Genomic DNA, 12,944 nt, shown 5'->3' with positions numbered 1-12,944 from the left:
TCCTGGTCGCGGCCCAGGACCTGCGCCCTGGAACGCCCCGCTAGATCCTGAACACCCGCTCGGCGGTGCCCGCCAGCACGGCGTCCCGGTCCGCGGGGGCGAGGTCCCGGACCGCGTGCCGGAAGGCGTCGACCACGTCGGTATAGCTGGAGTACAGCCGCTCGACCGGCCAGTTCGACCCGAGGAAGACCCGGTCGGCGCCGAACGCCTCGATCGGCGCGAGCACCCACGGCCTGCGCGACGCCGGGGTCCACACCGGGTCGGCCATGCCGAGCGAGGAGACCTTGCAGAGCGTGTTCGGCTCCGCCGCGAGCGCCCGCAGCATGGCCGTCCACGCCTCGAAGGTGTCGATGCCGCGGTCCGGGGGCATGCCCGCCTGGTCGAGCACGAAGACGGTCCCCGGGTTCGAGCGCACGAGGTCCAGCGCCGCCGCCGTGCCCGTCAGGCCGACGGTGTGGAAGAACAGGCCGCCGACCCGGCCGAGCTCGGCGTAGCCGCGCCGGAAGGCGGGGTCCGCGAACCGCGCGACGGGCCCCATCTCGCGCACACCCCGGAAGATGCGGTGGGCGGCGTGCCGGGCGAGCTGCTCGACGACGTCGGGAGCGGCGAGGTCGCAGGTCACCACGGCGGCGTCGGGCCAGCCCGTCGCGTCGGACAGCTGCTGGAGCCAGGCGGTCTCCGCGACGGGGTCGGCGGCGGTGGAGGCGGCGTTCATGTGCACCACCTTGGTGAGCCCTGCCAGGCGCCCCTCCGCCCGCAGCTCGGGTACCGAGAAGCGGGCCGTGCGGACGGCGACGAGGTCCCCGAAGGGGAAGTCGTCGCCGTCCAGCCACCCGTACCCGAGGTCGCGCCCGCGCCGGTCCCAGAGGTGCACGTGGGTGTCGACGAACATCAGGCGTGCGGCTTGATGTTGAGGTTGACGCCGAGCGCGGCCTCGGTGTCCAGGACGGTCCAGGAGCCGCCCGGGTAGTAGGCCTCGACGCGCTTGGCGAAGCCCGCCGCCCCGAGTCCGGCCACGACCGCGTCGCGGGCGTCGCCGACGGCGAAGCCGAGGTGGTGGACGCCCTCGCCGTGCTCCGTCAGGAACTCGCGGAACGTCGACGGGTTGGCGTCGGGTTCGTTGAGCTCGATGACCACCTGGCTGCCGGGGACCGTGATGACGGCGAGCCGCAGCCGGTAGCCGGCCGGCTGTCCCCGGTAGGTCTCGTCGGGGTTGGGCTCCAGCGTCACCACCTCGGGCCGCTCGATGTCGAACAGGGCGCACCACCGGTCGAGCGACGCCTCGATGTCCTCGACGGCGAGCGCCACCTGGATCAGCCCGGCCACGGGCACCGGGGCGCTCATGCCCACGGCTCGCCCTCGACGACGACGTCCTGGTGCGTGCGGGCCGACTCCTCGATCGCGAGCCCGAGCGCATGGTCCTGGCAGGCGGCGGCGAGCGAGTACGGACCCTCGGCCTCACCGCGCGCCCACACGCCGACGGCGACCAGGTGGTCGGCGACGGCCAGGTCGTCCTCCGAGAGACGGGTCCCGACCCAGGCGTTGCGCCACACCACCGTGCCGTTGAACGAGGCGTGGACCACCTCGTTGCCCTCCAGGTTCATGTCGACGCCGGTCCGGCGGTACTCGATCCGAGACGTGACGGGGTCGTGGCCGTCCCACGAGGTCACGGTGTCGTCGACCAGCTCACCCAAGGTGCCGCGCACCACGACGCGACGCGCCAGCAGCGGGTTCCACCACTGCATGTTCATGAAGTCGTACACGCCCACGCGCCCGTCGCCGAAGTCGAGGGTCGCGTAGGTGGAGGTCTGCGCCTCGGGCTGCGGGTCGGTGTTCCAGCCGTCGAAGCCGAGCGGCAGGGCCATCCGGGTCTCGAAGGAGCGCCCGGACACGACCGCCCGGTCGGTTCCCACCGCGAGGAACGCGCGGATCAGCGACGTCGCGTGGTAAAGGTGCGTCGAGGCGACCTCGACCGCCTGCGGCGTGCCGATGACGCCGCCGGCGATCACCGCCAGCCGCGCGGCGTGGCCGGGCATCAGCACGTACTGCTCGGCCACCTGGACGAGGGACTCGTCCTTGACGGTGGTCCACAGGTCGCGCAGGCCGGCCAGGTCGGGAGCGGGCGGGGTCTCGGCCAGCACCCGGACGCCACGCGCGCTCAGCTCCTTGATGATGCCGGGCATGGCGGGCCACGAGACGTCGGCGACCACGAACTCCGGCTCGTGGGCGAGGAGGTCGTCGATCGTGGTGACGCCGGGCACGCCGTGGCGGGCGCCGATCGCGTCGGCCTTCGCCTGGTCGCGCGCCATGACGGCGACCGCCTCGAGCCGGGTGGGGTCGGCGGCGGCCACGCGCAGGTGGAACCGTGCGCGCCACCCGCTGCCGATGACGGCGAAACGTACGGGGTTGCTCATTCGTGCTGTCCTCTCGGTGAAAACGTCTGGTGTGTCGATCGGCCCGGGTCGGGTCCGGGGTCAGACCTGGCTCATGCCGCCGTCGACGGTCAGCTCCGTGCCCGCGACGAAGCTCGACTCGTCGCTCGCGAGGAAGCACACGGCGGCCGCGACCTCCTCCGGACGCCCGACACGGCGCAACGGGATCTGCGCGACGACCGCCGCCTCGACGGCGTCCGACCCGCCGGTGAACGCGTCGAAGGCGGCGGTCCGGGTCGGACCCGGGCTCACGGCGTTCGCCCGGATCCCGCGGTGGCCGAGCTCGGCCGTCAGGGTGCGGGCCAGCGAGCGCACGGCCGCCTTGCTCGCGTTGTAGACGGCGTGGCCGGGGCCGCCGTTCGTGCCGGCGATCGACGACGTCAGCACGATCGACGCGCCGTCGGCCAGGTGCCCGGCCAGCGCTCGCACCGTGAAGAGTGCGCCCCGGAAGGTCAGCCCCACGACGGCGTCGAACTGCTCGGGCGTCAGCTCGCTCACCGGAGTGGGCTCGACGTCGCGGCCCGCGTTGACGTGCAGCACGTCGACCTTCCGCCCGAGCCGGCCGACGGCGTCCGCCAGCCGCTCCAGGTCGGTGACGCTGGACGCGTCGCCCACGACGCCGACCGCCCGCGGCCCGAGCCGGGCGACCGCCGCGTCGACCGAGGCCGCCGACGGCGAGGTCACCACGACCGTCGCGCCCTCCGCGACGAAGCGGGTCGCGACGGCCAGGCCGATGCCGGCCGTCCCCGCGGTGACGACGGCGAGCCGTCCTTCGAGCAGCCCCATGGGGGTTCCCTCCGTGTTCGCTGGAGCGCTGTTCGCCTGAGCGCTGTTCACTTGAGCGCGCCCGCCGCGAGGCCGCGCTCGAAGTACTTCTGGAGCGCGAGGTAGGCGACGAGCATGGGGATCGCGGCGATGACCGCCGCGGCGAGCACCCCGGTCTGGTCGTTCGTGTACTGGCTGACGAAGTACGACGGGAGCAGCGTCAGGACCTGCCGGCCGGGGTCGTTGAGCATGAGCATCGGCAGCAGGTACGCGTTCCACGCGGAGATGAGCGTCAGGACGACGATCGCGGCGGCGATCGGGCGGGTCAGGGGCAGGACGACCTGCCAGAAGACCTGCCAGATGTTGGCGCCGTCGACGCGGGCGGCCTCCATGATCTCCGAGGGGATGCCGTCGTAGAAGTTGCGGGCCAGCAGCACCGTGAACGGGATCTGCAGCGCCGCGACCGGCAGGATCACCGCGACGAGCTGGTTGTACATGTCGAAGGCCGACGCGGTGACGAACAGCGGCGTCAGCAGCACCGCCTCGGGCATGGTCAGCGCCAGGAGCAGGGCCCAGAACCAGACCTCCTTGCCCGCGATGCGCAGCTTGGAGAACCCGAACCCGGCGAGCATGGTGCAGGCGTAGACGATGAGGATCGCGAAGACGGAGATCAGCACGGAGTTGAGCAGGTAGGTGGGCAGGACGCCCGTCTCCCAGACCTTGACGTAGTTGCCGAGGCCCAGGCCGCCGAGCGACCCCTGGACCATCGCCACCAGCGGCGCCAGGAACGGCAGCGCCAGCAGGGTCACGACGACCTGGATGACGATCCTCGACGTGCGTGTACGTGTCACGAGCATGGTCAGGCCCTTCCCTCGTGGCGGTTGCGCAGCGACATGAAGACGCCGCAGGCGAGGGCGAGGACGAGGAGGGCGACCGAGATCGCGGCGGCGTAGCCGAACCGCTTCTCCGACAGCATCGTGTGGTAGATGTACGTGCCCAGGAACTCGGTCGCGTAGTTGGGGCCGCCCTTGGTGATCAGGTACGGCCAGTCGAACGTCTTCAGGGCCCCGATGAGGCCGAGGGTGGCGAGCGCGACGGTGGTGCCCCGGCACATCGGCCACACGATCGACCACAGCGTCCGAAGGTTGCCGGCGCCGTCCACCCGGGCCGCCTCGAGCACCTCGGTGTCGATCTGGCTCATGGCGGCGTAGAAGAGGATGAACGTCAGGCCGGTCCACTGCCAGATGGTGGCGAGCATGACCACGGCCATCGCGGTGGTGCCGCCGGCCAGCCAGGTCTGCGCGAGACCGTCGAGCCCGACGGCCCGCAGGAACGTGTTGAGCTGACCGTCCGCGTCGAAGATCTGGCGGAACACGGGCGCCATCGTGGCGGGGGCGAGCACGGTCGGCACGAAGATCACGACCTTGTACACGCCGCGCAGGTGGACCTGGGAGTGCATGAGCGCCGCGAACGTGAAGCCGAGCGCCGTCTGCACGGTGAACGTGACCACGTAGAAGACGGCAGTGTGCTCCAGCGCCTTCCAGAAGACCGGGTCGCCGAACATCTCGGAGAAGTTCGCGAGCCCCAGGAACGTGGGCTCCGTGAGGATGAAGCCGTTCCAGTCGAGGGTGGAGACGTAGCCGGTGTAACCGATCGAGAAGTAGATCAGCCCGACCACCACGACGACCGCGGGCAGGATCCACGGCAGACCGTTGGCCGTCGGCTTCAGCCCGTGGCGGCGGGGTCGCGCGGCGGGCGCGCGCCCGGTGGGTGTCGCGGCGTCAGGCAGCGTTGCGCTGAGGCTCATCACTTGTCCTTCGGGTGGGTTGAGGGTGGGACGACGCCGCGCCGGGCGGCTCGTGCCGGGAGGAAGGGGTGGGCCGACCGCAAGGGGTCGGCCGGCCCACCCCGGTCGTTCACTCCGCGTCGACGACGCCCTGGAGGGTCTGGAGCGCGTCCGGGATCGACACGTCCCCGCTCGCGACGCCGACCAGCGCGTCGCGGAAGGCCGTGTTGAGCTCGGAGCTGACGGACGCGAAGCGCGGCTGCGTGGCCGCCGCGGCCCGCTCGCTGTAGGCGGACAGCACGTCCGCCTGCGCGGCCGGGTCCACGAGGTCGATCTGGTCCCAGTCGGGGGTGACGCCCTGCAGGGCGGGGATGTTGTTCAGCGTGTTCGCCACGGCCTGCTGGCCGGCCTGCGACGTGGAGAGCCAGGTGACGAACGTGGTGGCCGCGGCCTGGTTGTCCGAGCGGCCGGAGACGGCGAGGCCGTAGTCCGCGTCACCGAACATGTTGCCCACCTGGCCGGTCCCGGCGAGGTCGGGGAAGTCCACGGGGACGAGCGTGATGGGGTCCGGGTCGGAGACGCCCGCGGCCTCCATGGCCGTGACCATCGAGTCCTTGACGGCGTACTGGGTGTACCAGGAGCCCATCATGATCATGGCGTACTTGCCCTGCATGAACTCGTTGTTCGCGTCGGGGTACTGCTGCAGGCCGACGGCGCCGTCCTGCATGATCCCCTCGTCGAACAGCGACTTCCAGGTCTCCATCGCCTGCGTGAACTTCTGGCCGGAGTCGCCCTCGGTGTACGACGCCTCCCCGAGCGAGGCCTTCTGGTACAGCCCGGGCTCGATGTTCTCGACGATGGCCTCGAAGGTGTCCATGTCGAACGCCCACTGCCCGGCGCCCTGGACGAAGCAGCCCTCGCCGGCCGCCTCGAGGGTGTCGCACACCTGCTTCCAGGAGGCGAGGTCGGTCGGCGGCTCGAGGCCGTACTCGTCGAAGATCCCCTGGTTGATCCACAGGTTGCCGGAGTAGACGGCGCCGGCGGACAGCCCGACCAGCTTGTCGTCCACGGTCAGGCCGCTGACGCCGAGCCCGGAGACCTTGGTCGCCCAGTCGGGGCCGAGCGCCTTCTCGACCGCCGGGGTGAGGTCGATCGCCCCCGGCCCGAACGTGTCGACGCCGCCGTTCGCCGAGCCCGGCGCGACGTTGAACACGTCCGGGCCGTCCGACGACGTGATCGCCGGCGACAGCACCGAGTCGTAGCTGTCGATCGGCTTCGAGACGAACTCGACCTCGATGTCGGGGTACTCCTCGTTGAAGGCCGCGATCAGCTTCTCCGCGTTGTTCGCGTCGGGCGTCCAGCCCCACCAGGTGATGCTGCCCTTGGTCGCGTCACCGCTCACGGCTCCGCTCTGGCCGCCCATCGCGCTCGGGGTGCACGCCGCCAGGAGGAGGCTCGCCGTGGCCACCGCCGCGACAGCACCGACACGACGGCCGGACAACGTCTTCTTCGACGTCTGCATCTCTGCATCCTTTCCTCGTCCTCGCGACCGCTGCGGTCTCAGCGAGGCGCGAAAGTTTCTTTAATACTTTCGCTTGTCGGTACGATAGAGTCCGTGCCACGACGGCGTCAACACCCGTCGTGCACGCTGTTCGACACCGAGGAAGGGCGCGAGATGACAGGGACGGCCACGAGGCCCGAGGCCGGCGCGGGGAAGAGGGAGCGGCGCGGCGGCGTCACCATCGCCGAGGTCGCCGAGGCCGCCGGGGTCTCGGCGCCCACGGTCTCGAAGGTCCTCAACGGGCGCCCGGGAGTCTCCGCGGCCACGCGCCGCCAGGTGGAGGAGGTGCTCGCCGAGCGGGGCTACGAGCAGCGCCGCCCGCACCCCGGCGCCGGGAGCGGGCTCGTCGACTTCGTGATCGAGACCCTCGACACCCAGTGGGCCACGACGCTGCTGCGCGGCGCCCAGACGGAGGCCGCCCGGCTCGGCCTCGACCTGGTGCTCACCACCTCCAGCGGCGACTCGTTCGGCACGGCGGCCTGGGTCGACCACCTCGCCGAGCGCGGCTCGGAGGGCGTCGTCCTGGTGGCGGCGCACGTGCAGGAGTCGGTCGAGTCCGAGCTGTCCCGCTTGCGCGTGCCCGTGGTGCTCGTGGACCCGATAGGCGCCGCTCCCCCGTCGCTCCCGACGGTCGCCGCCACGAACTGGGCCGGCGGGCGCGACGCGACGGAGCACCTCATCGCCCTGGGCCACACCCGGATCGCCGTGATCACCGGCCCGATGGACGAGGAGGCGCACCGCGACCGTCTCGACGGGTACCGCAGCGCGCTGCAGCGGCACGGCCTGCCCGTCGACGAGGCGCTGGTCCGGCACGGCGACTCGCTGGTCGGCGGCGGCCGCGAGCACGGCCGCGAGCTGCTGTCGCTCCCGGACCGCCCGACCGCCGTCGTCTCCGGCTCGGACGAGCAGGCCTACGGCGTCTACCTCGCCGCCGAGGAGCTCGGGCTCTCGGTGCCGGCGGACGTGTCCGTCGTCGGGTTCGACGACGTCGAGCTCTGCCAGTGGGTCACGCCGCACCTGACCACCGTGCGCCAGCCCCTGCTCGAGATGGGCCGCGAGGCGGCGCGGATCGTCATCGAGATGTCCCGCAACGAGCTGCGGCCGGCCCTGCGCACCGAGCTGGCGACGTCGCTCGTCGAGCGCCGCTCTACGGCAGCCCCGCGGCACTGACGCCGCGCGGCAACGACACCCCGCGGCACTGACGCCGCGCGAAGCCCGCCCACAACACTGAACTCCCGTTAAGGAAACTTTCCATGAACCATCGCGTCGCGATCACCGCCGATCCCCGCAACTCCCACCGGCACACCCGGGCCACCGTCACGGTCACCGACGGTGCGGGCCGACCCTTGGCAGGGCAGGAGGTCCGTGTCGAGCAGACGGGGCACGCGTTCCTGTTCGGCAACATCGGCTTCGACTTCGTCGACCTGGCCAACGACCTCGGCACGACGCCGCCCTCCTCGCCGTTCGGCGGGGCGTCGGTCGAGGCGGCGCGCGCGGTCGCACCACTCTGGTTCGACCTGTTCAACCAGGTGACGCTGCCGTTCTACTGGCGCGGGTTCGAGCCGGTGCGCGGCGCGCCCGAGACCGAGCGGCTGCGCCGCACCGCGGAGTGGTTCGCCGAGCACGGCGTCGCCGTCAAGGGCCACCCCCTGCTGTGGCACACGCTGGCGCCCACCTGGCTCCTCGACCTCTCCGACGAGGAGGTCGAGCACGAGATCCGGCACCGGATCACCCGCGAGGTGTCCACGCTCGGCGACGTCGTGCCCACGTGGGACGCCATCAACGAGGTGGTGATCATGCCGGTGTTCGACCGGGAGGACAACGCGGTCACACGCCTGGCGCAGCGGCTCGGCCGGGTCGGCATGGTGGGGCTCGCGGTCGACACCGCCCGGGAGGCCGCCCGGGACGCGGACCGGCCGGTCTCGCTCGTGCTCAACGACTTCAACCTCTCGGCCGACTACGAGCGGCTCGTCGAGGAGGTGCTGGCGGCCGGGATCCGGATCGACGCGATCGGGCTGCAGTCGCACATGCACCAGGGCTACCGCGGCGAGGAGTACTTCGCCGACGTGCTCGACCGGTTCAGCCGCTTCGGGCTGCCGCTGCACCTCACCGAGAACACGCTGCTGTCCGGCGACCCCATGCCGGCCGAGATCACCGACCTCAACGACTACGTCGTCGACCACTGGCCGTCGACCCCCGAGGGCGAGGCCAGGCAGGCCGACGAGATCGTGCGCCACTACAGCCAGCTCGTCGCGCACCCCGCCGTCCAGGCCGTCAACTACTGGGGGCTCACCGACGAAGGTGCCTGGCTGGGCGCGCCGTGCGGGCTCGTCCGCGCCGACCACACGCCCAAGCCCGCGTACGAGGCGCTCAAGGGCCTGATCAAGGGCGCGTGGTGGCTGCCGCCGACGACGGCGCGCACCGACGAGCGCGGCCGGATCGAGATCGACGCCTTCGCGGGAGACTTCCGGCTCAGCACGGACGGCCGCAGGGCCGACCTCGCACTGGCCGCCGGCGACCAGGAGCTGTCGATCGCCCTCTGACCTGGACGCCTGGACTCGCTCCACCCTTGACACGGACATTGGCCGACCAGCATCCTACTTTTGCACGTATAGCGGCAGAAGTCGCATGGTCGTCGCTATCAACCGACAAAGTCGTCAATCGGAGCATCCATGCAAATCTCGCTAGATTCGCGTCGTGCGCGCCGCCTCACAACGGCCCTGACGGGCGGTGCGCTCCTCGCGGGCGCACTCGCCGGGGCCCCGGCCGTCGCCGCTCCTTCCACCCTCGTGGCTTCTACGCCGACCACCACGGCAGCCCAGGAGTGTGGAGAGGGCGACGGGCTGCCCGACTCCAAGATCTCCATCCAGCTGTACACCCATGTCGGCGAGCTCGGGTCCGGCACACCGAGCCCGGAGACGATCGACCGCGTGCTCGGGGAGGTGGCGAACGCGGGCTTCACCAACGTCGAGCCGTTCAACCAGCCCTACTCGATGCCGGTCGACGACTACAAGGCGATCCTCGACAGGTACGGCCTCGAGGTGTCCTCGAGCCACGGCAGCACGGACCGGGGCACGTGGCCCGCCACGGTCGACTACGCCGTCGCCCTGGGCCAGGACTACATCGGGACCGGCGGGATGGCCGGCAACTACGGCACCTACGAGGAAGCGGTCGCGACCGCGGCGTACGTCAACGAGCTCGGCCAGTACGCGCACGAGCACGGCGCGGGCAAGATCGTGCTGCACAACCACCAGAGCGAGTTCACCACGCGCTACGCGGACCCGGAGACGGGTGAGACGGTCAGCGCCTGGCAGGTCATCGAGGAGAACACCGACCCGCGCTACGTGACGTTCGAGCTCGACGTCGGCTGGGCCGCGGACGCCGGCATCGACGTCCCGGCGTGGATCGAGGAGTACGGGGACCGCATCGAGCTCCTGCACGTCAAGGACGCCGTGAACGTCAACGCCGAGGGCGACATGCGGCAGGTCGCCCTGGGCAGCGGAGACATCGACCTGCCCGCGATCATCGCCGCGTCCGAGCCGTACGTGGAGTACTACACCTACGAGTGGGACAACGCGCCGTCGTTCGAGACGTCCGCGGAGTCCTACCGGTACCTGCGCTGCTACCTGGCCGACGGCGGGGGCGACGTCTGCGAACCGGACGACGGTCCGTCGCTGGCGCTGGGGCGCCCGGTCACCACGTCCAGCATCGACGACCCGACGCGCACCGGCGACAAGGCGGTGGACGGCAACGCCGGCACCCGGTGGGGCAGCCAGTGGAGCGAGCCGGAGTGGATCGCGGTGGACCTCGGGGCCGAGTACGACCTCAGCCGCGTCGTGATCGACTGGGAGACGGCGTACGCGTCGGGCTACGAGATCCAGACCTCGCCGGACGGCGAGACCTGGACCACGGTGCACACCGTCGCCGACGGTGACGGCTTCTTCGACGAGATCGACCTCTCGGGCACCGGCCGGCATGTGCGCCTGTACGCAACCGAACGCGCGACGCAGTGGGGCTTCTCGCTCTACGAGCTGGAGGTCTACGGCACGCCGGCCGGCGCGGAGCCGACGCCGGAGCCCGAGACCCGCGACGCCGGGTACTGGACGTCGGAGTACCGGCAGGTCAGGAACCCGGACCACACGACCGACGAGCTGGAGTGCTTCCTGTCGGCCACCCGCGCGCGGAGCGACGTGTTCGACGAGGTGGTCGACCTGACCACGCTGGACGACGCCGTGCAGGTGCTGTGGGCGCGCCACCACGACGAGCGGGTCGACGCGTTCGACCGGCAGCTGCTCGGAGCGTGGCTCAACGTCGCGGCGGGTTCGGTCGCCCTGTCGGACCGGGTTCGCGGGGGCGGCACGGTCGGCGATCTGCTGGTTGCCGCAGAGACCGCGCGGCTTGACGAGGACTCGACGTGGCGGGAGCTGCGGGGGTACAAGGAGGCGCTGGAGAGGGTGAACGCCGGGCACTGATCGGTTCTCGCCTGGGGTCGGGGCGCGCTCTTCGAGGCGCGGCCCGGCCCTCGGCGGCGTGGCTGTCGCGATTTCGCTTGCGGGAGATATGCCCGCAATCGTCCGGTCCCGGTGCCTAGACTCGGGCGATGAGCCTTCTTGCCGCAGAGCACGCGCTCCAGGCCGCCCAGCGGGCCGGCGACGTCGACGCGCTGGACGCGCTGCTTCATCCTCGGTGCGTCGGCGCCGGCCCGGACGGGTCGGTGTTCTCCAAGGAGGACGACCTGGAGAGCTACCGCTCGGGTGCGCTGCGGATCACGCACCTGGAGGAGGAGGCGCTGGACGTCCAGGAGGACGCCGTGAGCGGGGCGACCAGGCTGGTCGCCGCCGTGGATGCGATGCAGGGCGGCGTCGCGGTCTCCGCGCGGTTGGTCTACACGCGGCTCTGGGTGCGTTCGGACGAGGGGTGGCGGGTGCTGGCGGCGACGCTTGCGCCGGCGGCGGAGGCGGCCTGACCGGGGCGAACGGGGGTCAATCGGTTGTCACGTCATCAGCCGAGACAACCAGCTTTCCCAAGCCATTCACCGTCCGGACTCCATGTTTGAACGTCACCTGAACCCCTTTGGCCTCGACGAGTTCGATATCTGCTTCGATCCAGAGCTCAAGGGGAAGAGTCGACCCGGGGGTGATGTCCAGCGTCGTGAGAACGGCAACTTTGTCGATGATGCGGTGGTCCTCGCCGCCGGCATCGCGGACGGAGGCCTCGATGAATCCGGGAAAGTCGTCTGACTCCCATCTGACGGCGGTAGCCCGCACTCTTGCCATCGGGACAGCCTATGGGGCGCGTGGTTTCGGTGCGGCGCCCCGCGACCTCTCGCCGCGTGCGATGTCTTCATGGCAGAAGGCTGTTGATCACCTGGCGCGCCAACCCCGCGGGTTCCTGACCCTCGACGTGCAGGCGTAGGCCGCCCGGCAGGTGCGCCACATGATGCGAGTAGGCCTCGTGCTCAGCGCGGAGGAACCCTGGATCCTTACTCACCCCGCGTCCGGAATCTGCTCTCGCCCGGGCGAGAGAAGCGTCGAAGTCAGCCGTCAGCACGACGTGGAGAACATCGGTGCCCTCAGGCACCTGGTCAAGGACCTGTTGCACTTCGGTCGGGTTGGACGTGCCTTCGTCGACCACGATGTCGATATCAGTCGTCAGCCAGGTGCCGACCAGCTGTGCATGGATCCCATGCGCCCAGTCCCAGTCCGGAAGCGTCGGTAGCGCCATCTCCGCGACGGTGTCGAGGTCGGTGAGCGCCACAGAGAAGCCTTCCAGCCGTAACAGCCGAACCACTTCGCCGGCCAGTGTGCTCTTCCCGGACGCGATCGGGCCGCTGATCATGACCAGCCGCGAACGCGCACGGCGCTGGATCTTGTCGATCATGTCCTGACCGTGTTCTTGAACGGCTCCGCCAACAGCACTACCCGATCGCTCTCGACATCGAAGCCGAGTAGAGGATGGTGCCAGTCTCCGCCTTCAGAGCTCATCAGCACTGGTTTCGCCACCTTCCGTCCTATCGCGGAGAGAAACTCGCAGAACAGGTCGAGGCGGTCCTGCCCCTGAAGCTCCCGCAGATCGACATCAAAGTCGATCTCGTCCGCCGAGTGGAAGCGGAAGATCGCCAATGCGTCGGCGGCGAACCAGACCTGCAGCTCTGGGCTCACGTCATCCGACGCACGCGACAGGACGATTTCCGACCGCGGCACCGGAATTACCCCTTGCCCGTCAGAGTACTGGTGCTTCCAACCCCGCTCGTCGATGAGGTCGAGGACGGCCTGCCAGTCCTCTACCGACGCGCCGGGTACGAGCAAGTCCGGCAACGCACCCATCAGATCGGGGTCGAAGAACTCTTTGACTTCGACCCACCGCAGGTCAGGCACTTGCAGATCTTGCCTCTGCACCG

14 protein-coding genes are annotated in these 12,944 nt (G+C 70.6%); 4 read left to right on the top strand and 10 right to left on the bottom strand.

Annotation, left to right across the window (positions count from 1 at the left end; genetic code table 11):
* Positions 1-40: 40 nt before the first annotated feature.
* The 7 genes from ACH45N_RS07135 to ACH45N_RS07105 form a co-directional block, all read right to left on the bottom strand.
* Entirely contained in the window at positions 41-892 is an 852-nt protein-coding gene (locus ACH45N_RS07135; RefSeq protein WP_397392505.1) for an amidohydrolase family protein, read from the bottom strand.
* Positions 892-1,344: a VOC family protein gene (locus ACH45N_RS07130; protein ID WP_397392503.1), complete on the bottom strand. Its 453-nt coding sequence runs from the start codon at positions 1,342-1,344 to the stop codon at positions 892-894. The genes ACH45N_RS07135 and ACH45N_RS07130 overlap by 1 nt, the downstream gene beginning before the upstream one ends.
* Entirely contained in the window at positions 1,341-2,414 is a 1,074-nt protein-coding gene (locus ACH45N_RS07125) for a Gfo/Idh/MocA family protein (RefSeq protein ID WP_397392501.1), read from the bottom strand. Before ACH45N_RS07125 ends, ACH45N_RS07130 begins: the two co-directional genes overlap by 4 nt.
* Before the next feature lie 60 nt (positions 2,415-2,474).
* Positions 2,475-3,218: an SDR family oxidoreductase gene (locus tag ACH45N_RS07120; RefSeq protein ID WP_397392499.1), complete on the bottom strand. Its 744-nt coding sequence runs from the start codon at positions 3,216-3,218 to the stop codon at positions 2,475-2,477.
* A gap of 47 nt (positions 3,219-3,265) precedes the next feature.
* Positions 3,266-4,054 carry a carbohydrate ABC transporter permease gene (locus tag ACH45N_RS07115; RefSeq protein WP_397392497.1) on the bottom strand — a complete coding sequence of 263 codons (789 nt, stop codon included), beginning with the start codon at positions 4,052-4,054 and terminating at the stop codon, positions 3,266-3,268.
* Between the two features lie 2 nt (positions 4,055-4,056).
* The gene (locus ACH45N_RS07110; protein WP_397392495.1) at positions 4,057-5,004 is read right to left on the bottom strand and encodes a carbohydrate ABC transporter permease; all 948 of its coding nucleotides are present in this window, start codon (positions 5,002-5,004) and stop codon (positions 4,057-4,059) included.
* Between the two features lie 109 nt (positions 5,005-5,113).
* On the bottom strand, positions 5,114-6,505 hold the full coding sequence (locus ACH45N_RS07105) for an extracellular solute-binding protein (RefSeq protein ID WP_397392493.1): 1,392 nt from the start codon (positions 6,503-6,505) through the stop codon (positions 5,114-5,116).
* A 93-nt stretch (positions 6,506-6,598) separates the two neighbouring features.
* Here ACH45N_RS07105 and ACH45N_RS07100 point away from each other — a divergent pair, with 93 nt between their 5' ends.
* The 4 genes from ACH45N_RS07100 to ACH45N_RS07085 all read left to right on the top strand — a co-directional run bounded on the left by ACH45N_RS07100 (position 6,599) and on the right by ACH45N_RS07085 (position 11,510).
* Entirely contained in the window at positions 6,599-7,714 is a 1,116-nt protein-coding gene (locus tag ACH45N_RS07100) for a LacI family DNA-binding transcriptional regulator (RefSeq protein ID WP_397392491.1), read from the top strand.
* 83 nt (positions 7,715-7,797) lie between these two features.
* On the top strand, positions 7,798-9,087 hold the full coding sequence (locus ACH45N_RS07095) for an endo-1,4-beta-xylanase (RefSeq protein WP_397392489.1): 1,290 nt from the start codon (positions 7,798-7,800) through the stop codon (positions 9,085-9,087).
* Positions 9,088-9,333: 246 nt separating this feature from the next.
* Positions 9,334-11,016, top strand: coding sequence for a discoidin domain-containing protein (locus ACH45N_RS07090; protein WP_397392487.1), 1,683 nt, complete (start codon positions 9,334-9,336; stop codon positions 11,014-11,016).
* A gap of 128 nt (positions 11,017-11,144) precedes the next feature.
* On the top strand, positions 11,145-11,510 hold the full coding sequence (locus ACH45N_RS07085; protein WP_397392485.1) for a nuclear transport factor 2 family protein: 366 nt from the start codon (positions 11,145-11,147) through the stop codon (positions 11,508-11,510).
* A 16-nt stretch (positions 11,511-11,526) separates the two neighbouring features.
* On the opposite strand, the gene ACH45N_RS07080 is transcribed toward ACH45N_RS07085, so the two are convergent.
* The 3 genes from ACH45N_RS07080 to ACH45N_RS07070 all read right to left on the bottom strand — a co-directional run.
* Positions 11,527-11,820: a hypothetical protein gene (locus tag ACH45N_RS07080; RefSeq protein WP_397392483.1), complete on the bottom strand. Its 294-nt coding sequence runs from the start codon at positions 11,818-11,820 to the stop codon at positions 11,527-11,529.
* Between the two features lie 67 nt (positions 11,821-11,887).
* Positions 11,888-12,424: a hypothetical protein gene (locus ACH45N_RS07075; RefSeq protein WP_397392481.1), complete on the bottom strand. Its 537-nt coding sequence runs from the start codon at positions 12,422-12,424 to the stop codon at positions 11,888-11,890.
* The coding region (locus tag ACH45N_RS07070; RefSeq protein ID WP_397392479.1) for a hypothetical protein at positions 12,421-12,944 on the bottom strand (524 nt) is incomplete at its 5' end. The genes ACH45N_RS07070 and ACH45N_RS07075, both read right to left, overlap by 4 nt.

The sequence above is a fragment of the Promicromonospora sp. NPDC019610 genome (assembly GCF_044389365.1).
In the GTDB taxonomy this organism is placed as follows: Bacteria; Actinomycetota; Actinomycetes; order Actinomycetales; family Cellulomonadaceae; genus Promicromonospora.
The sequence above is the reverse complement of the archived record's forward strand: the minus strand, read 5'-3'. Positions and strand labels throughout refer to the sequence as shown.